Origin of the sequence: Brasilonema sennae CENA114 (assembly GCF_006968745.1) — a bacterium.
GTDB classification, from domain to species: domain Bacteria; phylum Cyanobacteriota; class Cyanobacteriia; order Cyanobacteriales; family Nostocaceae; genus Brasilonema; species Brasilonema sennae.
Genome location: NZ_CP030118.1, coordinates 6,789,789 through 6,810,855, shown reverse-complemented (window position 1 = coordinate 6,810,855; position 21,067 = coordinate 6,789,789). Strand labels below are relative to the sequence as shown.

Genomic DNA, 21,067 nt, shown 5'->3' with positions numbered 1-21,067 from the left:
GTATTCTACCCAATTGAAAACTGCTCTAAGCTTACCACTTTAAATAAGCTGCCTCAATTCCTTGCTCTCGCCGAATCTTTCCATCTTTTTCAAACCAATCAATCACCTGCTGGGCTGTTAAATCTTCAATGTTCACTTCGTTTTCTTGGGCGATTTGCTTCAAAAGCCTCAGAGATGAGATTGTCAATCGAGTTAAAAATTTCTCTGGTGAGGAGAGCAAAGCAGCATCGACTTTTGTTAACTCTTCTGGAGTTATAAATTGTGGTGCTGACTGTGGTGATGGTAACTCCATAACTTTTGTTTAAGATTTGCCTAAATTTTACTCAAATGTTGCGGTTGTAACGGGTTAGGAATCACTGGTTCGTAAATCCGATAACTAACTACCTATAATCTTTAGTTTAGACTTAATAAAAATGCTCACTTGTTGCGGCTACTCACTTAATGGAAAAACTTAAAGTTTGTTTTTTCGCTCTTGTACTAAATAGCCGCAGCGATGTTCGCCGTTAATAATCCAGTGAGTACGTTCTACTGTACAATCAGGTAAAACTGTAGCAAACATTTCTAATTCATGACCGCAAATGCTGGGGAAAGATTCTGCAACGTTAGATATCGCGCAGTTGTGTTCGGTTAAAATAAATCCGTCGCCTTGTGATGACTCACTCGATTCTACAGGATGACACTCAGCCATAAAGCCCTCAGCTTTCCTCAGTTTTACCAAAATTGCCACCCTTTCTGAGAGGGAAGTGTTTCCCAGGCGATCGCGATATTCTTCTGCTTTGCGTTCCCATTGCTTGCGTAAAATTGAACTAACTTGGTCGTGTCCGACCGTTTCTGCTAATGTGTCCAATAGAGAAACCGCAAATTGACCATAACCATCAGCACCATCTGGACGCAGGCGATCGCGTCCACTACGAGTCAATTGATAAACATGCTGTGGACGCCCCATTCCTCCCTGCACTGACAATGAGAAAGAAATCAACTCCTCGCCCTCTAAATCCTTCAGATGGCGACGAATTGCTTGGGGGCTAATATCGAGCGCTTCGGCTAACTCAAAAGCTGTAGCCTGCGAGTGTTTCAAAAGATATTCTAGAATATCTTGCTTTGTTGAGGACTGGTGGGTAGTCTCCATCGTCGTCCCAAAAGTTCATTTGATTTGCAGAAAAATATAAGTTTGACAACAATGTTGTTGTTAATCTAGCTTAAAATGAATATACATTAAACAACAATGTTGTTGTTTTAGTCTATATAGTTATTTTAGCAGTCTCGTAACCACTCGGTGACGAAACATGGGAATCGGTTAAAAAAGCCCGTCTCCCTTCCTTAAAGAGATTCTACATAGTGAACGCAAGAGAAAACTACCAATGAGTTCCACTGTCAAAACATTAGTCAACCAGCCATACAAGTACGGCTTTATCACCGACATCGAAGCCGACACAATAGCGCGTGGACTAAACGAGGACACCATCCGCCTTATCTCGCTCAAGAAAAACGAGCCAGAGTTCATGCTGGACTTTCGCTTGAGAGCTTTTCGCCAGTGGCAAAAAATGACAGAACCAACTTGGCCAAGCGTTAAGTATCCGGTGATTGATTACCAAAATATCATTTATTACTCCGCGCCGAAACAAAAGAAAGAAAAGCTTAAGAGCTTAGATGAAGTTGATCCCGCTTTGTTGGAAACTTTTGAAAAGCTGGGACTTCCCCTGTCAGAACAGAAGCGACTGTCAAACGTCGCCGTGGATGCGATTTTCGATAGTGTTTCTATCGGAACCACCTTCAAAGAAAAACTCCTCAAAGAAGGTGTCATATTCTGTTCCATTTCTGAAGCCTTACAAGAATATCCAGAATTGGTGCAGAAGTACTTGGGTAGCGTTGTCCCAATAGCAGATAATTATTTTGCTGCGCTTAATTCCGCCGTGTTCAGCGATGGTTCCTTCGTTTACATTCCCAAGGGTGTGAAATGCCCGATGGAACTGTCCACTTACTTCCGGATCAACAATGGCGAAACTGGACAATTTGAGCGAACACTGATTGTTGCTGAAGAAAACAGCTATGTCTCCTACCTGGAAGGCTGTACTGCACCAATGTACGACAGTAACCAGCTACATGCTGCTGTCGTAGAACTCGTCGCCCTCGACAATGCCGAGATTAAATACTCCACCGTGCAGAACTGGTACGCTGGAGATGCAAACGGCAAAGGCGGTATCTATAACTTCGTTACCAAGCGCGGTTTGTGTCAAGGTGTGAATTCTAAGATTTCTTGGACACAGGTAGAAACTGGTTCGGCTATCACCTGGAAGTATCCTAGCTGCGTGCTGGTGGGTGATAACTCAGTGGGTGAGTTTTACTCGGTAGCGCTGACGAATAATATGCAGCAAGCTGATACGGGTACTAAGATGGTTCACGTTGGTAAGAACACCCGCAGTACGATTATTTCTAAGGGTATTTCCGCTGGTAACTCTAGTAACAGCTACCGTGGGTTGGTGAAAATAAATCCGAAGGCTCAAGGAGCGCGGAACTATTCCCAGTGCGACTCTATGCTGATTGGGGATAATGCTCACGCGAATACTTTCCCTTATATTCAGGTACAGAATAATACTGCGAAGGTGGAGCATGAAGCTTCGACATCTAAGATTGGGGAAGATCAATTGTTCTTTTTCGCACAGCGGGGCATTTCGTCAGAAGATGCTATTTCGATGATGATTAGTGGCTTCTGTAAGGATGTGTTTAATCAGCTACCAATGGAGTTTGCGGTGGAGGCTGATAAGCTGTTGAGTCTGAAGTTGGAAGGTAGTGTTGGGTAATTCTCTTCGTGTTCTTCGTGTCTTCGTGGTTCAATAAATATTTAACCGCGAAGGCACGAAGGGCGCGAAGGAGGAAGAAAGAGAAGAGAAGAGAGAGAAGAGCCATGATTATTGAGAATAGTGAAGTTGTGCTGTCAGTACGGGATTTGACAGCTAATGTTGATGGGACGCCAATTCTAAAGGGTTTAAATCTTGAGGTACGTTCGGGTGAAATCCATGCGATTATGGGACCGAATGGTTCTGGTAAGAGTACTTTTTCTAAGGTTCTGGCTGGACATCCGGCGTATGAGGTGACTGGCGGTGAGGTGATTTTCCAGGGGCAAAATCTGCTGGAGATGGAACCGGAGGAACGCGCCAGAAGTGGTATATTTTTGGCGTTTCAGTATCCGTTGGAAATTCCGGGTGTGAGTAATTTGGATTTTCTGCGGGTGGCTTATAATTCTCGTCGTAAGGCGCAGGGTTTAGAGGAATTGGATGCGTTTGATTTTGATGATTTGATTGAGGAAAAGCTGGATGTGGTGAAGATGAATCCTGCTTTCCTGAGTCGGAGTTTGAATGAAGGTTTTTCCGGTGGTGAGAAGAAGCGTAATGAGATTTTGCAAATGGCGCTTCTGGAACCAAAGTTAGGAATTTTGGATGAGACTGATTCCGGTTTGGATATTGATGCGTTGAAGATTGTGGCGAACGGGGTGAATCAGCTGACGAGTCCGGAAAATGCCACGATTATGATTACTCACTATCAGCGATTGCTGAATTATATTGTGCCAGACTTCGTTCATGTGATGGCAAATGGACGAATTCTCACGAGTGGTGGTAAGGAACTGGCGTTGGAATTGGAATCACGCGGTTATGACTGGGTGTTGGAAGATGCGCTTGATGAGGTGGGTGTGTGATGAGCGTTCTAGTTTCTCCTAGTCCAGTTCCTAATTCAAATCCAGTTGATTTGGCGTCTACTGTGTTGGATAGGGATGCTGAACTGACTGGGTTATTAAATCAGATCATAGATGATCACACGTCTTTTGACGGTGCTGATGCTTGGTTGCAGGAGTTACGCGATCGCGCTACGCTTTGGGTGCGTAAATCGGTTCTTCCCACCACTCGCGATGAGGAATGGCGCTTTAGCGATTTGTCGTCTTTGCGGAAAGTAAAGTTTGAAGGTGTTGGGACTCAGCCAGCAGATATCAGTTTATCGGATATTCATTCGATACCAGAAGCTGCGAACCGTTTGGTGTTTGTGAATGGGGTTTATGCGCCTGAGTTATCTGCGGTTGCAGGTTTGCCTGATGGGGTTATCGTTAGTAATTTGGCTGATTTAGGTGTAGGCGATCGCCAGCGTGTGCAGCAGTATTTGGCTCAAACTGAGGGGGCGCATGAGGTGTTTACTGCGCTCAATACGAGTGGAATCAAAGATGTAGCTGTGGTTTGGGTGGCGAAGAATGTGGTGGTGGAAACACCGATTCATTTGGTGTTTTTTACTGCTGGGGAGTCTGCGACGATTTCTCTACCACGTTGTTTGGTGGTGGCGGAGGTTGGTAGTAGTGTGACGTTGGTTGAGGAATTTACGAACCGCAGAGGCGCAGAGGGCGCAGAGGAGAAAGAGGAGAAGAGGGTTTACTTTAGCAATGCGGTTACTGAGGTTTGGCTTGAGGAAAATGCTCAAGTGAATCACACTCGGCTTGAGTTGGAAGGTGCGGAGGCTTTCCACATTGGGAAGACTGCTGTTTCTCAAGCTCGTTACAGTCGGTATACTTGTCATGCAATCACTTTTGGTGGAAGGCTGTCGCGTCACAATTTAGAGATTTTACAGGCTGGTGAGCAAACGGAAACGATTCTGAATGGGTTGACGGTGATTGGGGGGAACCAGTTGGCGGATACTCATAGTGCGATCGCTCTCAATTATCCGTATGGCAGAAGTCAGCAATTGCATAAGTGTATTATTGGCGTTCGCAAAGCGGCTCCTTCGGAGCATCGCGCTCATGCTGTGTTTAATGGTAAGGTTTTTGTTCCTAAGCCTGCGCAGTTGACTGATGCAGCACAGTTGAACCGGAATTTGTTACTATCGCCGAAGGCTAGGGTTGATACTAAGCCTCAATTAGAAATTACTGCAGATAACGTGAAGTGCGCTCATGGTGCTACGGTTAGTCAGTTGGAGGATGATGAAATCTTCTACCTGCAAAGTCGGGGTATTGATCAGGATGATGCTCGTAATTTATTAATTAATGCCTTCGCCGCTGAAGTTATCAACCAAATACCTGTCCCCTCTTTACAAGAAAGACTCACACAAATAGTTAATAGTTATCAGTCAATCACCAATGACTCATGACTAAGGACTCATAACTAATATGACTTATACCCAAGAAAGAACCCTTGCTGATCAAGTCCGTGCTGACTTCCCGATATTACACCAAGAAGTTAACGGCAAACCTTTAATTTACTTCGACAACGCTGCTACGTCACAAAAACCTCTGCTTGTTCTCAATACGATTCGAGACTATTACGAGCAGTACAATTCCAATGTACATCGCGGTGTACATGCTCTGAGCGCTAAAGCGACGGAAGCTTATGAAGTTGCCAGAGACAAGGTTGCTGCGTTTGTAAATGCTGCATCGCGCCAGGAAATTGTTTTCACTCGTAATGCTTCTGAGGCGATCAATTTGGTTGCTTACAGTTGGGGAATGAGCAATTTGCAGCCAGGGGATGAAATCATCCTCTCGGTGATGGAACACCACAGTAATTTAGTACCTTGGCATTTTGTCGCCCAAAAGACGGGCGCGGTGCTGAAGTTTGTTGAACTGGCTGCAGAAGAAACTTTTGATTTAGAACAGTTCAAAAAGCTGGTTTCTGACAAAACGAAATTGGTGTCGGTGGTGCACGTTTCTAACACTTTGGGTTGTATTAACCCTGTGAAAGAAATTTGCGAAATTGCTCACCAACACGGTGCTAGAGTATTAATTGATGCTTGCCAAAGTGTCCCTCATATGCCTATCAATGTACAGCAAATTGGCTGTGATTGGTTGGTGGCTTCTGGTCACAAAATGTGTGCTCCAAGTGGGATTGGCTTTTTGTATGGCAAGTTAGACTTGCTACGAGAAATGCCTCCTTTTTTGGGTGGTGGAGAAATGATTGCTGAGGTGTTTTTAGACTATTCTACCTACGCAGATTTGCCACATAAATTTGAAGCGGGGACACCAGCTATTGGCGAAACTATTGCTCTTGGTGCAGCGGTAGACTATCTTAGCAGTCTTGGTATGGACAAAATCTATACATATGAAGCTGAGTTGACTGGCTATCTGTTTGAGCAGTTAGAACAAATTCCTCAACTTCGCATCTACGGTCCTAAACCTAAAGTAGCAGGTTTGGGTAGAGCTGCTCTTGCTGCTTTTACTGCTGGCGAAATCCACGCTAACGACATATCGACATTATTAGATCAAGAAGGCATAGCCATTCGTTCTGGACACCACTGCACACAACCATTGCACCGTCATTTAGGTCTTGCGGCGACTGCACGGGCAAGTTTATCTTTTTACAATACTCGTGAAGAGATAGATGTTTTTGTGAAAGCGTTGAAGGAAACGTTAGATTTCTTTGGCGGTTTCTTAGAGGGTGTTTGAACAAAAATGTTGAGCGCACTCCCCACCCATCATTTTGATTTGGGTGGGATCTGCCTTTTTAAGAGTTTCAATTTAACGCTATAATACTTCACTGAACAACTCAGTTATGGTGCAGGCTTAACAACAATAGCTCCTGAATTACTGTCTATTGTTACATCAGTACCAGATTCAGGAACTTGAAATAGTGATAAGTCAGTATTAACTGTTCCTTTTAAATAAGTCTCGCCAGCGACTTCGCCTCCTAAATCTATTAAGCCAAAAATTTCTTGCGTGACGGTGTTGAAGTTGAATTGGAAATATTTAGGTATTGATACGCCATCTACAACGTTATTATAAGTAGCAATAACATTCTTCAGAGGATCGAAGAAAGAAACATTGAGCGATTGTAAAACATAAGTCTGTCCAGCCCCTTTTTCTGAAAAAGTTGCTGGCGCGGTGTTTTCATCATAACTAAATGAACCAAGAGCAGAATAATTATTATTACCATTCCAGTTGAAGTTCACGGTAATAGCATGAGCGGGAGTTATTCCCGTCAATGCGATAATTAAAGCTGTTGCAGTTGCTAATGTTATTTTTAAAATGAGTATTCTCATAGCTTTCATGTAGTGGCAATAGAGAATACTATAAACGAAACGAAACCGCTTCACTTAATGGTGAGGGGGCATTTTGATTGCGTTTCCAGGTAGAACCTGGAAACGAGATTTTAGGTTTGTCACATTTACTCGTCGTGCGCAAAGCGGCGGTAGAGGTAATCAAGGACGTGGTTCCGCAGTCTGTAGTATTCTGGATCTTCCATAATCCTCGCGCGATCGCGCGGACGAGAGAAAGGAATTTGGATATCTTCACCAATTTTAGCAGCAGGTCCGTTAGTCATCATTACCAAACGGTCTGCTAGGAACAATGCTTCATCAATGTCGTGAGTAATCATCAACACTGTGCATCGCCGTTCGTTCCAAATTTTCAACAATTCTTCTTGCAATTCTTCTTTGGTGATTGCATCTAACGCCCCAAAAGGTTCATCTAAGATTAAAACTTGGGGACGAATTGCTAAAGCCCGTGCGATCGCAACCCGCTGTTTCATCCCCCCAGAAATTTGCGTCGGCTTTTTATCAGCAGCTTCTGTCAATCCCACCAGTGCTAAATGTTCGCGTACAATTGCTGCCTTCTGTGCTTTTGGCTTACTTGGGAAAACGGCGTTAATCGCTAAGTAAATGTTTTCCGAAGTCGTCAACCAGGGTAACAAAGCATAGTTCTGGAATACCATCATTCTATCTGGTCCTGGTTGAGTGATGGGTTTGGAATTTAGCAACACTGATCCGTGGGTGGGTGTGGCGAACCCAGAAACCATGTTCAGCATAGTTGATTTTCCACAACCAGAGTGACCGATGACGCAGATAAACTCGCCCTCATTCACGGTGAGGTTCACGTCTTGTAAGACTGTATAAGGACCTTTTGATGTGGGATAGATTTTGGAAACGTTCTCAATCAGTAAGAAAGGATTTTGGTGTGTAGCTGTTGCCCCGGACTGTCTGTAAGTGTTAGAAAAAGTGCGCTCGTACATGTCAGTATTTCCCAATTCAAAATTCAGAATCAAAAATCTACAATTCTCAACTAACTGCTGAAACCTGGCGTGAGTTAATAGCAATTTCTGCTACTGAGAAATTGCGTTTAATGTCAAGACTGTTGAGATAGGCGATAGGATCATCAGCATTAAACACACTGCCATCAAACAACTCAATCGGGCCGCGATTATACTTAATATCAAGTAGACCGAGTTCTCGTGCGGCGGTGCTAAACACACTGACTCGACAAACTCGTTCCAGGATTTCTAACCAGTTCCGGGGGAAGGGAATGTCTTCCCAACGTGCCATCTGAGTCATCATCCACAGATGTTCTGTTCGACTGGGACGATTCACACCATCTCCGAAAAATAGGTGATGGGCATACTGCCGCATTGGTTGTTCTAGACTACATACATAGGAGTTTGGATCACCAAGTTGAATGTAATCCTCACTTGTGCTGACATACTCTGGCCGAGATAAAATCTCACGAATATCCGGAAAATTATTTTCATCAGCACAGTATCGACAAGCCTCTAACAAGGCTTTGACTAAGGCGACGTGGGTGTTAGGATAAGCATTTGCCCAGTCTTCCCGAACTCCTAAAACTTTGCCTGGGTGTCCTAGCCATATTTCCAAATCTGTAGCGATGGTAAAGCCTATTCCTTCAATTGATGCCCGGAGGTTCCAAGGTTCGCCCACACAGTAACCATCAATAGTCCCTGCTTGCAAGTCAACGACCATTTGAGCTGGAGGAATCGTTTTGAGGGAAACATCATAGTCAGGATCAATTCCACCAGCTGCTAACCAGTAACGCAACAGCATGTTGTGCATTGAGGAAGGATGAACCATCCCAAGAGTATGGCGTTGGTCTGTAGAGTATTGTAATAATCGTCTAAAGTCTCCCAGGGAATATATTCCTTGGTCGTAAAAACGTTTATCCAGGGTAATAGCATTACCATTACGAGTCAGTGTAAGGGCGCTAACAACTGGTACAGGACGACCCTTATCGCCTCCCACTGTCATCCAAACTGGCATCCCAGAAGGCATTTGCGCTGCATCTAAATATCCGCCACTAATCCCATCAGTAATTCCGCGCCAACTCGCTTCGCGCACCAGAGTCACTTCATCTAAACCATGTTTGGCGAAGAAGCCCTTTTCTTTAGCGACAGCCAGAGGGGCGCAAGCAGTCAGGGGAAGGAAACCTATTTCCAGGTTGACTTTTTCTAAACCATGACGGGCGATCGCTGCTGTTTTCCTTGCCCTAATTTTCTTAATCCGTTTTTGTTGATTCAGGAAGTAAATCATCTCACTGCGCAAGCTGTAGTAGCTAGGATGTTCTACCACTTCCATCCGCTTACGGGGTCGAGGAATATCCACCTCCAAAATGTCTCCAATCTTGGATTCTGGTCCATTTGTCAGCATCACAATTCGGTCGGACAACAGCACCGCTTCATCGACATCGTGAGTCACCATAACGGCGGTGACTTGATTTTCTTGACAAATTTGCATCAACTGTTCTTGCAAATTGCCTCGTGTGAGTGCATCTAGTGCACCAAATGGTTCATCTAGCAAGAGTAATTTCGGGCGAATTGCTAGGGCGCGGGCGATCGCCACCCTCTGTTTTTGTCCACCCGATAACATTGCTGGGGCTTTGTCAGCATGAGGACGCAACCCTACCATATCGATATGCTGTTCTATAATTGCCTTGCGCTCATCCACAGAGTAATCATTCAGCACTGAGTCTACAGCAAGAGCAATATTTTCTCGTACTGTCCGCCAAGGTAAGAGTGAATAATTCTGAAACACCACCATCCTATCTGGACCAGGTCTGGTAATTCTTCTTCCTTCTAGCGTTACCACACCTTCACTTGGTAAATCCAAACCAGCAATCATATTTAACAGCGTGGATTTACCACAACCAGAGTGACCAATCAGAGAGATAAATTCTCCTCTTTTAATCTGAAGGTCAATTCCTTTAAGAGCAATATATTCACCACCATTACTTAAGGAAAAAACTTTATCAATCTGGTCAACAGCAACAAAAACACTCATTTTTTTATCCCTTGTTCTTTATTATTTGTTTCTTACCCTTTGCCATTTACTAATGACAAAGGATGAATAACCACTCTTTTCCCGCGACAAGATTACTTATCTTCTCTTTTTCTTCTTTCTTTGCGCTCTTCGTGCCTTCGCGGTTCATTAAATAAATCTTCTTCGCTCAAGAAGCAACTAACAATTACTTCTGTTCTTCTGGCAAAATTTTCGACTGTACCCAAACCATCAACTTGTCGAGTATCAAACCAACGACACCGATGTAAACGAGAGCCAAAATAATTTCACTGACTTTGTTATTCTGATACGCATCCCAGATAAAAAAGCCAATTCCAACAATACCGGACATGATAATTTCCGCCGCAATAATCGCCAACCAAGCCAAACCAATCGCAATTCTTAAACCTGTAAAAATGTAGGGGAGAGCAGCAGGAATAAGGATATTAAAGAAATATTCCCGACGAGAAAGTTGCAGAACTTTGGCAACGTTGTTGTAATCTTGAGGGATTTGTTTTACACCAACTGCCGTGTTTATTAAGATGGGCCAAATCGCCGTAATAAAAATCACGAACAGTGCAGCAGGTTCGTTTTGTCGTAATGCAGCAAGAGAAATCGGCACCCAAGCCAGAGGTGGTACAGTTCGGAATAATTGAATCATTGGATCTAAAGCCCTGGACATGACTTTACTTGTACCAATCACAATCCCCAAGCTAATACCGACAATTGCCGCAAGTGAGTAACCAATTGCTACCCGTTGTAAACTTGCCAAGATTTGCCAAAATAAACCTTTGTCTGTACCGCCTCGGTCATAAAAGGGATACAGAATCAGTATCCAAGTGTCTTGTATGACCTGGATTGGTCCTGGTAGCGTTGCACCAGGAGTCCAAGCAAACAACTGCCATAGAACTAAAAAGATGGCGATCGCTATAATCGGTGGTATCAAACCAGGATATTGCTTTTGCAGACGGGAGAACCAAGCATTATCACCAGTATTTGTCCGAGAGCGTCTTTGTAGGGTTACCATTGTTTATTTCCTCTTCTAATGTTGTGTTTTTTATTGAGTGATGATTGAGCTCAAACTTTCACTTTCTTAATCTTCAGACTTTGCAAATAAGCCTTTGGATTTTCAGGGTCAAACTTGACACCATCAAAAAATTCTTCAACACCACGAGACGTACTGGTGGGAATGTCCGCAGCTGGAACACCCAATTCTTTTGCAGCTTCTTTCCACAAATCCTCACGGTTAACTTTGTCTATTAACGTTTTGGCATTTGCTAAGGTATCTGGTGGTAAAAAGCCCCAGCGCACACTTTCAGTTAAAAACCAAAGGTCATGGCTCTTATATGGATAGGATACGTTACCTTTTTCGTCTTTCCAATACAGAGATGCCATTTTTTTGTCGTTAACAGTGCGACCATCACCCATGTCATACTTACCCATGAATGGATCATTAAGAATCTCTGCAGGCACGTTAAAGTAATTCCGCTTTGCAAGAATTTGAGCGAGTTCTTTTCTGTTGTTAAAGTTATCGCACCACTGTTGCGCTTCCATGAGACCTTTTAACAGCGCTTTAGTCGCCTTGGGATTTTGATTAACCCAATCTGCCCTCATTGCAAGATATTCTTCTGGATGATTTTTCCAGATTTCTGCAGTTAATACTGGCATGAAGCCAATCTTATCTTTGACAATTCGGTAGGGCCAAGGGTCACCTGTACTAAAAGCATCCATCGACCCCGTCTTCATATTGGCAACCGTTTGAGCTGCTGGTACTGTTAGTAGTTGAACATCTTTGTCTGGATCGACACCCGATGCTGCTAACCAGTAGCGAATCCAAAACTCCTGATTCACTCCAGGGAAAGTCATGGCGGCTTTAAAGATATTTTTTGCTGATTTGAGCTGAGCAAAAAATGTTTCTTTACCAGCAATCTTCACACTAAGACCTTTGCCTTGGTGTTTAGATGCGATCGCAATTCCATTACCCTGAGTATTCAACTGAGCCAAGATATACATGGGTATTTTTCGGTTACCCTTTGTAATCCGTCCTTCAGAAATCAAATAGGGCATAGGCATCTGCCATTGACCACCATCGATACCACCTCCAGCAGCCCCAATTTCTACGTTGTCTCTAGCCGAACCCCAGTTAGCTTGTTTGGAGATATCAACTTCGGTCAGACCATACTTAGCAAAGAAACCTTTTTCCTTTGCAATAATCAAAGGAGCAGCTTCAACAATAGGCAGATACCCTAGCTTAACTTTGGTTGTTTCTGGTTTATCTGCTGCACTGATATTGGTTGCAACAACTTGTTGCACTGGACTTGTGCTGGCAGTGTCGGGAGGATTTCCCAAACAACCCTTGAGGAATACAGATCCTACAGCAGAAACTCCAGCGGTTAATAAAAATTTACGTCGAGAAAATTGATTTGAAAAGTCAGCCATAACATTAAAACTTGTTAATTACAATTGTTTTTGGGTATCCAAATCAGGGCAACAGAACAATTATGTTCATTGCTTTTTTATGTGTTATTCACACCTAATATGAAATCTATTCGCGCCTCAGTTGGATGAACTGAGGTGTTTGTCATTAGCAGAATTTACTGTTGTAAATCAACTTACCACTTTTTCATCAGCAGTGGTTAATGTCTCAAGCAAAATCATTAAAGAAATCTTATATGGATCCTATAAGAAAAATCTTAACTAAATATTTACTTTTATGGCTCGACTCTATTACATAGAGTTTTTTCAATAATAACTATTATCTTTTTGCCCAAGTAAGAAAAAACTATAACTTTTCATTTATAGTAACTATTGTCTTGACCAATGACTCCTTGATGATTTTAAAAAAGTTTTCCTTGACGCTAAATCACTATAAAGTCAAGAAAAGAACCTAAATTAGTCACTCCCATAAAAACAAGAGTGCTCTCCGGTTTATCTTATCTAAGTGATTGTAAAGAATGATGAATCACCATCCTCTATTTAGCAACCGAGTAGCAGTACTGGTAACGATGCACTATAAGGAAAAGGTTATTGCTCCTATCCTTGAACAAGAGTTAGGCATCAAAGTTGTAGTCCCCCAAAAATTTAATACTGACTCTTTCGGTACATTTACAAGAGAAATCAAACGGATAGGAACGCAAATCGAAGCAGCAAGGCTAAAAGCAGAAACAGCATTAGCTATGGGTGAAACTTTAGCAATAGCTAGTGAAGGTACATTTGGTCCACACCCTGCTAGCCCATTTCTGCCTTGTAATCGGGAAGTTGTCATTTTATTAGACAAAACAAACGGACTAGAAATTATTGGTCAAGAAATTTCTACTCAAACAAACTTCAGTCATCGGATTGTGGACAGTTTAGAACAAGCGCAAGATTTTGCAGATGCAGTTGGCTTTCCGGAACATGCCCTAGTCGTAAGCTTGAGTTCTTCACCCACAAGTCAAGATGAAATGATCAAAGGTATCAAGACTACAGAGGAACTTGTAGAAGCAGTTCAACTTGCTTTAAACAGTTCCAAAGATGGCAAAGTTTATCTGGAAACGGATATGCGGGCTTTATATAATCCCACAAGGATGAAAAATATTGCTGCATCGACTCATGACTTAGTCAGAAAACTCAATCACGCCTGTCCCAACTGTTCTTGTCCCGGTTTTGAACTAGTTCAAAGAATAAAAGGATTACCTTGCGCGTATTGTCACGCACCCACACAACTCACGATTGCAGCAGTATATAAATGTCAAAAATGTGGATTTTCTGAACATAAGCTATTTCCAGATGAATTAGAAGAGGCAGATCCAGCACAATGTCTGTACTGCAATCCTTAATGAAAACTGACTGAATGTCGCGAAATTGCCCCAAACCCATATCTGTGCTATGAAAATTATGTGCCAGTCAACTAAGTGTCTACTTTGCCAAATAAAATTCCGGATCAAAAAATAACACCGTGTAATAATAAAAGTCTTATTTATATATAGAAAAATTACTTGATATCTTCTGCATTAATAACAACAGAGAAGGAAATTTTTTCTAAAATTTCTGGAACTTTGTAGTTAGTTTTTCGACATGTATTTAAAATCAATACCTACAAAATATCGGTAAAGATTATGAAACGGTTGCTTAAGTCTTTAGTGACAATTTCTGCATTGTCGTCTGTTGTGGTTGCTCCAATTTTTCTCTCGGCGGGTCAAGCTTCTGCTTTGCCTCGACCAACAGAAAACGGTACTGACGCTAGCTATGTTGGTGTTGGTGGTTCTGCTGGTCTGAGCAATGGTGGGCAAAAGGGTGATGCCGCAGCTGTTGGTGGAAATGTCACAGCTCGTTATAAATTAGGAGACACACCTTTGTCTGCACGTGGTCAACTTCTTTGGGGTAATGAAACAACTGCAATCATCCCACAAATTTCCGCAGATTTAGGGATTGCTAAAGGTACCAATATTTATTTAGGTGCTGGTTACTCTTTTGTGGAGAAAGATGGTAAACCAAGTCCGTTGGGCAACAAAGATGGTGTAGCCCTGACTGCTGGTATAGAATCAGAAGTCGGTAATAGCTTTATGCTTTATGGCAACGCTAACTTAGGAGTTGATGCTTACAAAAATAGCCCTGCTTCTGCTTTCAACGTCAGTGGTGGTGTTGGTTATCGTTTTAGATAAAGCTGTAGTTCAATTGTCGGGTTGAACCACAGCGATAAGCGAATCCTCACAGGAACTATATCCCGTTAGGTTGAGGAATTATAAACGAATCATTTGCCTCTTTTCAAGTGCCAAATGGTAAGTTATAACTCATAACAATAGTATAAGTAATATTGCTGGGTTTATTTAAGTGTGACATCACTGAAAAACCCGGCTTTTCGGCGTGTTAAGATCATCGTATTTCTCTTAATTCCGACCGGATTATCGGAAAAAAATCAGCCGAAAGGGTGCTTCTCAAGTACTTTACGGCACATTGTGATCATTTTTTGAAAAAACTCCGATCCACTCTAATGGTTAAATCTGCTCCTCCGACCACAAGCCGTAAGCCCTCCAAAGTAGAAGCAATCAAGGAACGCAGCAATTCTTTGCGTGAACCTGTAGCAACCGAAATACTTCAAGATACAACTCACTTTAGTGAAGATGCTATACAAATACTAAAGTTTCATGGTTCCTACCAACAAGATAACCGTGATAATCGGGTCAAGGGACAGGAAAAAGACTACCAATTCATGCTGCGGACGAGAAATCCGGGTGGGTTTGTCCCGCCACAGCTGTTTCTGACTTTAGACAAGCTGGCAGATGAATATGGTAGCAACACCTTACGAGTAACCACTCGTCAAGGGTTTCAGATGCATGGGATTTTAAAGAAAAATCTTAAGGCAGCATTTGCAGCTATTATCAAAAACATGGGTTCAACGCTGGGCGCTTGCGGCGACGTGAACCGCAACGTTATGGCACCTCCAGCACCTTTCAAAAATAAGCCTGAGTATCAATATGCTTGGGAATATGCTGACAATATTGCCAGCTTGCTAACACCCCAAACAGGCGCTTACTACGAAATTTGGCTAGATGGGGAAATGGCAATTAGCGCTGAGGAAAACCCAGAGGTGAAGGCGGCGCGAGAGAAAAATGGTACTGGCACAATCTTTCACGACAAAGAAGAACCTCTTTACGGAACTTATTATATGCCGCGCAAGTTCAAAGCTTGTGTGACGGTTCCAGGAGATAATTCGATTGATTTGTATAGTCAAGACCTGACTTTGGTAGTCATAACCAATGACAAGGAAGAGTTAGAGGGATTTGACGTTTTTGCTGGCGGTGGTTTAGGACGAACACATAATAAAGAAGAAACCTTTGCCAGAATAGCAGATCCAATTTGTTATGTAGATAAGAATGACGTTTACGATCTCGTCAAAGCGATTGTTGCGACTCAAAGAGATTATGGCGATCGCACTGACCGCCGTCATGCCAGGTTAAAATATCTCATCCACGATTGGGGCGTTGATAAGTTCCGTTCCCAAGTTGAGGAATACTTTGGTAAGTCACTCGCACCCTTTAAAAAACTGCCAGAGTTTAAATATCATGACTTCCTCGGTTGGAATGAACAAGGCGACGGTAAGCTGTTCTTAGGTATTTCCATCGACAACGGTCGAATTAAGGATGAAGGCGACTTCCAACTCAAAACCGCTTTGCGGGAAATTGTTGAAAAGTATAACTTGCCCATCCGCCTAACACCCCACCAAAACCTCGTCCTCTACGATATCGAACCAAAGAACAAGCAAGCGATTCAAAAGATTCTTAGCAGTCACGGAGTGATTTTTGAACCAGAAAAAATTGACTCCCTTGTACGGTATGCTATGGCTTGTCCAGCTTTGCCCACTTGCGGTTTGGCTATCACTGAATCAGAACGGGCAATTCCAGGAATTTTAGAACGGATTCGTGCGCTTTTGGATAAAACAGGTTTACCAAACGAGCATTTTGTGGTAAGGATGACAGGTTGTCCCAACGGTTGTGCTCGTCCTTACATGGCGGAACTTGGCTTTGTGGGTAGCGCACCTGAATCTTACCAAGTTTGGCTGGGAGGTTCGCCAAATCAAACACGGCTGGCGTTACCTTACATGGAACGGCTGCACGATAATGATATAGAAACCCAGCTAGAACCGATTTTTGTTTACTTCAAACAGCAGCGCCAGACAGAAGAAACATTCGGTGATTTTTGCGATCGCATGGGTTTTGATGCTATCCGCGAGTTTGCTGCTAACTACGAATCTCAAACTGTTGCATCACCAGAAATCACAGACGATGGTGATGGTTTAGTTGAGGCAATGGCAGATTCTACGACTGCACCAATTACAGAAGAGAGCGATCGTCAGGAAGTGGCGATCGCTAACACAACAACTGCGACAAGCAAAAACCGTCATCGCGTTACCCTGCAGGATGAGGTTTACGACAGATTGAAGGAAATCTCTCAGCGTCAAGGCAAGGCGATGACTAATTTGGTGAATGAGGCGCTTTTGGATTATTTGAAGAATCTGTAGTGCATAGCATGAGGTAGGGGCATAGTATGCTGTGCCCCTACTATCGACTTGTATTGTACCCAACACAGAGTATGAGGCGAACCTCATAGTCTAAGAATACGAAAAACAACAAAACCAATTGGAGAAAAATGCCAGCCATTGTTAAACTACAACTCTCCTTGGAAGCTTTAGCAGAAGTGATATCTTCTCTGAATTTAGAAGAAAAACGTCAACTTCAAGAGATAATTGAGCAACAAATTTTTGAAGCCGAAGAAGCGCTGTACGAAGATGATGGACAAACACAGGCAGAAATTCAAGCAGTTCGTGCTGAGTATGCAGTTGGTGAGTACACGACTATGGATGAATATCTTGCTAACCGCTCAAATCAAGCATCATGAGCTACACTATCATTATTTCAAAGTCGGTACAAAAGCAGATTGACGACTTGCCAAATGATGTTATAGAGCGTGTTGTTGAGAAAATCCAAAATCTTGCAGAGGAACCGCGTCCCGATGGAGTTGTCAAATTAAAAGGCTCTGATAACGAGTATCGTATCCGGGTTGGTGATTATAGAGTTCGTTATGAGATTGATGATGAAAGTCAACTCGTGCAACTTTTACAGTGCAAGCATCGGAAAGATGTTTATAGAAAATAATTTGAAAATTACCTTATACCAATTCTCCATGAAGATGCACTTAATATTTATTAAACGAACCGCCAAGACGCCAAGAACGCCAAGAATTAAAGAGTAAGTATTAAGTGCAAGTTTACAGAGAACTGGTATTACTATTCCTTTGATTGCGTTCGCTGTTCTGCTGGCTGGACTTGTGCAACATCTAAATCTAAAGCCTGTGCTACTTGTTCCACAGTTAAGCCCAATGCTAAAAGCTTAGGTACAGCTTCTAATTTTGCTTCTAAACGTCCTTCTTGGTAAACCCGCGTTTGCTTTAAATCGCTTAAGCCAAACATTGCTTCTATCTCCTCTCTACTCATTTTAGGAAATTTATAAACTAAGATTGTTTCTATTAATTCTAGTAATTGTTTTTGTGGCAGTTGCAAATTTACTGATTGCTGGATATGGTTGATTAATTCCCTAGCGGTGCTAATGGAGGAAGTGATCGCCAAAAGAGTCCAGCAAGAAAAGAATAATCAGGATCAATAGTCCTGTGTTCTTGGTAACTTTTATTGATTAGCTGTGCGATACACTCTGCGTCAAGCCTCTGACTTATCGCTTGCTATAGCTCTAGATAATCTTGACTGACGCTAATTCTCTACTCATACTTTAATATCGCTGAAATTAATTTCTAAAACACTATTACCTTACTATTCATTATATATCCCAATTGGCAATGCTATAATTAGCGGTAAATTAATAATCTGGTTTTTTTTAACAGGAATATTAAAATGAGCAATTTATCCGTGAAAATGTTATTAAAAGAGATTGATAATTTAAGCCGAGAAGAAAAGATACAATTAATCTATTATTTGACTAGAGAAATAGAAAATCAATACCTCACAATCGAATCAAAAAATTTAGTTGAATTCTTTCAAAACTCTCCTCTAGTTGGTGTGGATATAGATTTAGAACGTCAAAGAGATATTGACAACCGCCAAGTAGAATTATGAACTATATTTTAGATACAAATATTATTTCTGAATTAATATCTGTCCAGCCAAACCAAAAGGTAATCGGGTGGCTTAAAGGTGTAGATGCAAAACGAACTTTTTTGAGTGTAATCACCATTGGTGAAATTAGAAAGGGAATTGAAAAACTACCTGAATCATTGCGAAAAAAGAATATTCAAGATTGGTTTGAGAATGAATTACTTGTGCAGTTCGAGGAGAGAATTTTACCCTTAGACTTATCCGTAATATTGTTATGGGGTGAGTTGGTAGGAGAGTTAGAGAAAAAGGGGCGAAAGTTACCTCCTTTAGATTCCCTTATTGCTGCTACAACAAAATATTATAACTATACTTTAGTGACTCGTAATGAAAAAGATTTTGATGGGATAGAGATTGTGGTTTTTAATCCTTTTGAAGAAACACGAGATTAAAACATTGTCAATTGCTATAGAAATCCTAATCTAGCTAAATATTCAAAACTCCTAACTCAGCACTGACTACCGTAGCCGCCAAATTTTGATGGTCTTGTCAAAACTACCACTAACAAGGGTTTTGCCATCTGGGCTAAAGACGACGGAATCAACCGAGCCAGAATGCCCTGTGAAAGTACGGATTTGCTCTCCCGTTGCCAGATTCCACAGTTTGATGGTACTGTCAACACTACCACTAACAAGGGTTTTGCCATCTGGGCTAAAGACGACGGAATCAACCGAGCCAGAATGCCCTGTGAAAGTACGGATTTGCTCTCCCGTTGCCAGATTCCACAGTTTGATGGTACTGTCAACACTACCACTAACAAGGGTTTTGCCATCTGGGCTAAAGACGACGGAATCAACCGAGCCAGAATGCCCTGTGAAAGTACGGATTTGCTCTCCCGTTGCCAGATTCCACAGTTTGATGGTACTGTCAACACTACCACTAACAAGGGTTTTGCCATCTGGGCTAAAGACGACGGAATCAACCGAGCCAGAATGCCCTGTGAAAGTACGGATTTGCTCTCCCGTTGCCAGATTCCACAGTTTGATGGTACTGTCAACACTACCACTAACAAGGGTTTTGCCATCTGGGCTAAAGACGACGGAATCAACCGAGCCAGAATGCCCTGTGAAAGTACGGATTTGCTCTCCCGTTGCCAGATTCCACAGTTTGATGGTACTGTCAACACTACCACTAACAAGGGTTTTGCCATCTGGGCTAAAGACGACGGAATCAACCGAGCCAGAATGCCCTGTGAAAGTACGGATTTGCTCTCCCGTTGCCAGATTCCACAGTTTGATGGTACTGTCAGCACTACCACTGGCAAGGGTTTTGCCATCTGGGCTGATGGCGACGGACATAACATCGTTAGAATGCCCAATGAGAGTACGAATTTGCTCTGCTGTTGCCAAATTCCACAGTTTGATGGTTTTGTCATCACTACCACTGACAAGGGTTTTGCCATCTGGGCTGATGGCGAGGGACATAACATAGTTAGAATGCCCAGTGAGAGTGCGGATTTGCTCTGCTGTTGCCAGATTCCAGAGTTTGATGGTCTTGTCATAACTACCACTGGCAAGGGTTTTGCCATCTGGGCTGATGGCGATGGAATTAACTTCATCGGAATGCCTGGTGAGGGTGCGGATTTGCTCTGCTGTTGCGAGATTCCACAGTTTGATGGTTTTGTCTTTACTCCCACTGGCAAGGGTATTACTATCTGGACTAATCGCGACGGAATAAACCCCACCAGAATGCCCTGTGAGGGTTCTTTTTAAGAAAACATCGCTATCTTTGCTAGCAATTACAGATATGGGATTAGTTGGAAATAAGCTATAACGAACATAGCCATAGATTTGAGTTGTAACTTGCGACGAATGATATTCTCTGGCTTGATATCGCGGTGAATGACTTTGTATTGATGAACTGTTTTGAGAATATCTAACAAATCAAGCAATAATTCTCTGACTTTTTGCTCGTTGAAAATTCCCTGCTGTTGTAATTCAACTAATAAATTCTGCCCGTCGATAAACTCCTGCACTAAATACAGGCGATTATCTTGCTCAAAATACGCCAACAGTGCGGGAATTTTGAGATGTTTTCCTAACTGTTGCAGTCGCTTTGCTTGTTGCTCAAATAGTTCTGTGGCTTTGTTTAGTGCGCCTGTTTCCTGGACTTGCGGTGCAAATTGCTTGATAACACAATGCTCATTGAGTTTATCAGTATCTTCTGCCAAATAAGTTTTACCAAATCCCCCACCACCTAATGATTTAATTGGGCGATAGCGGTTTCTTAGCACTACTAGCCCTGTACCGCAGTTAGAGCAAAACATTGTGCCATCAGGATTCGGCGGGTTGTCGCAAGTTGGATTGAGGCAACAGAACATGACCTGCATCCACTGACAGATAAATGTATTATCTACTATTTACCAAGATTTTTAAGTAAATAACTTTTAACATCAAGTGGTTG

The 21,067-nt window shown here is 42.4% G+C and carries 18 protein-coding genes and 2 pseudogenes; 11 read left to right on the top strand and 9 right to left on the bottom strand.

Going from position 1 to position 21,067, the window contains the following annotated elements; translation table 11 throughout:
- Positions 1–31: 31 nt before the first annotated feature.
- Together DP114_RS28350 and sufR are read right to left on the bottom strand one after the other, a co-directional pair.
- A complete protein-coding gene (locus DP114_RS28350; RefSeq protein WP_169263329.1) occupies positions 32–292 on the bottom strand; it encodes a hypothetical protein in 261 nt (86 codons plus the stop codon).
- Between the two features lie 159 nt (positions 293–451).
- Positions 452–1,129, bottom strand: a complete 678-nt coding sequence (gene sufR, locus DP114_RS28345; protein WP_171977715.1) for an iron-sulfur cluster biosynthesis transcriptional regulator SufR — start codon at positions 1,127–1,129, stop codon at positions 452–454.
- 232 nt (positions 1,130–1,361) lie between these two features.
- Between sufR and sufB the strand changes: the two genes are divergently transcribed.
- From sufB to DP114_RS28325, 4 genes are all read left to right on the top strand, one after another.
- The gene (gene sufB, locus DP114_RS28340) at positions 1,362–2,801 is read left to right on the top strand and encodes a Fe-S cluster assembly protein SufB (RefSeq protein ID WP_171977714.1); all 1,440 of its coding nucleotides are present in this window, start codon (positions 1,362–1,364) and stop codon (positions 2,799–2,801) included.
- A 104-nt stretch (positions 2,802–2,905) separates the two neighbouring features.
- Complete coding sequence (gene sufC, locus DP114_RS28335) at positions 2,906–3,694, top strand: Fe-S cluster assembly ATPase SufC (protein ID WP_171977713.1); 789 nt, start codon at positions 2,906–2,908, stop codon at positions 3,692–3,694.
- Positions 3,694–5,124, top strand: coding sequence for a Fe-S cluster assembly protein SufD (sufD, locus tag DP114_RS28330; RefSeq protein WP_171977712.1), 1,431 nt, complete (start codon positions 3,694–3,696; stop codon positions 5,122–5,124). The genes sufC and sufD overlap by 1 nt, the downstream gene beginning before the upstream one ends.
- Positions 5,125–5,143: 19 nt before the next feature.
- On the top strand, positions 5,144–6,412 hold the full coding sequence (locus DP114_RS28325) for a SufS family cysteine desulfurase (RefSeq protein ID WP_171977711.1): 1,269 nt from the start codon (positions 5,144–5,146) through the stop codon (positions 6,410–6,412).
- Positions 6,413–6,516: 104 nt separating this feature from the next.
- Here the strand turns inward: DP114_RS28325 and DP114_RS28320 are convergent, their stop codons facing one another.
- The 5 genes from DP114_RS28320 to DP114_RS28300 form a co-directional block, all read right to left on the bottom strand.
- Positions 6,517–7,005, bottom strand: a complete 489-nt coding sequence (locus DP114_RS28320) for a hypothetical protein (protein WP_171977710.1) — start codon at positions 7,003–7,005, stop codon at positions 6,517–6,519.
- Positions 7,006–7,130: 125 nt separating this feature from the next.
- Positions 7,131–7,973 (bottom strand): ABC transporter ATP-binding protein, encoded by an 843-nt coding sequence (locus DP114_RS28315; protein ID WP_169263336.1) that lies wholly within the window; start codon positions 7,971–7,973, stop codon positions 7,131–7,133.
- Positions 7,974–8,019: 46 nt separating this feature from the next.
- Positions 8,020–10,026 carry an ABC transporter ATP-binding/substrate-binding protein gene (locus DP114_RS28310; RefSeq protein WP_169263337.1) on the bottom strand — a complete coding sequence of 669 codons (2,007 nt, stop codon included), beginning with the start codon at positions 10,024–10,026 and terminating at the stop codon, positions 8,020–8,022.
- A gap of 184 nt (positions 10,027–10,210) precedes the next feature.
- The gene (gene ntrB, locus DP114_RS28305) at positions 10,211–11,050 is read right to left on the bottom strand and encodes a nitrate ABC transporter permease (protein ID WP_171977709.1); all 840 of its coding nucleotides are present in this window, start codon (positions 11,048–11,050) and stop codon (positions 10,211–10,213) included.
- A 50-nt stretch (positions 11,051–11,100) separates the two neighbouring features.
- The gene (locus DP114_RS28300; protein ID WP_171977708.1) at positions 11,101–12,462 is read right to left on the bottom strand and encodes a CmpA/NrtA family ABC transporter substrate-binding protein; all 1,362 of its coding nucleotides are present in this window, start codon (positions 12,460–12,462) and stop codon (positions 11,101–11,103) included.
- Positions 12,463–12,980: 518 nt separating this feature from the next.
- On the opposite strand from DP114_RS28300, the gene DP114_RS28295 reads away from it, so the two are divergent.
- From DP114_RS28295 to DP114_RS28275, 5 genes are all read left to right on the top strand, one after another.
- The gene (locus DP114_RS28295; protein ID WP_171978326.1) at positions 12,981–13,841 is read left to right on the top strand and encodes a DUF6671 family protein; all 861 of its coding nucleotides are present in this window, start codon (positions 12,981–12,983) and stop codon (positions 13,839–13,841) included.
- Positions 13,842–14,120: 279 nt separating this feature from the next.
- Positions 14,121–14,666, top strand: coding sequence for an outer membrane beta-barrel protein (locus tag DP114_RS28290; RefSeq protein WP_169263340.1), 546 nt, complete (start codon positions 14,121–14,123; stop codon positions 14,664–14,666).
- Between the two features lie 329 nt (positions 14,667–14,995).
- Positions 14,996–17,023: a sulfite reductase, ferredoxin dependent gene (gene sir / locus DP114_RS28285; RefSeq protein WP_171977707.1), complete on the top strand. Its 2,028-nt coding sequence runs from the start codon at positions 14,996–14,998 to the stop codon at positions 17,021–17,023.
- Between the two features lie 128 nt (positions 17,024–17,151).
- On the top strand, positions 17,152–17,400 hold the full coding sequence (locus DP114_RS28280; protein WP_171977706.1) for a hypothetical protein: 249 nt from the start codon (positions 17,152–17,154) through the stop codon (positions 17,398–17,400).
- Positions 17,397–17,657 carry a type II toxin-antitoxin system RelE family toxin gene (locus tag DP114_RS28275; RefSeq protein ID WP_171977705.1) on the top strand — a complete coding sequence of 87 codons (261 nt, stop codon included), beginning with the start codon at positions 17,397–17,399 and terminating at the stop codon, positions 17,655–17,657. Before DP114_RS28280 ends, DP114_RS28275 begins: the two co-directional genes overlap by 4 nt.
- 131 nt (positions 17,658–17,788) lie before the next feature.
- Here the strand turns inward: DP114_RS28275 and DP114_RS28270 are convergent.
- Positions 17,789–18,115 (bottom strand): annotated as a pseudogene (locus DP114_RS28270) (DUF2887 domain-containing protein); the annotation flags it as partial.
- Positions 18,116–18,406: 291 nt separating this feature from the next.
- Here DP114_RS28270 and DP114_RS28265 point away from each other — a divergent pair.
- Both DP114_RS28265 and DP114_RS28260 read left to right on the top strand, forming a co-directional pair.
- Positions 18,407–18,628 (top strand): hypothetical protein, encoded by a 222-nt coding sequence (locus tag DP114_RS28265; protein ID WP_169263344.1) that lies wholly within the window; start codon positions 18,407–18,409, stop codon positions 18,626–18,628.
- Positions 18,625–19,056, top strand: coding sequence for a type II toxin-antitoxin system VapC family toxin (locus DP114_RS28260; protein ID WP_169263345.1), 432 nt, complete (start codon positions 18,625–18,627; stop codon positions 19,054–19,056). Before DP114_RS28265 ends, DP114_RS28260 begins: the two co-directional genes overlap by 4 nt.
- 66 nt (positions 19,057–19,122) lie before the next feature.
- Here DP114_RS28260 and DP114_RS36445 read toward each other — a convergent pair.
- Positions 19,123–20,984, bottom strand: a pseudogene (locus DP114_RS36445) (protein kinase domain-containing protein).
- Positions 20,985–21,067: the final 83 nt, after the last annotated feature.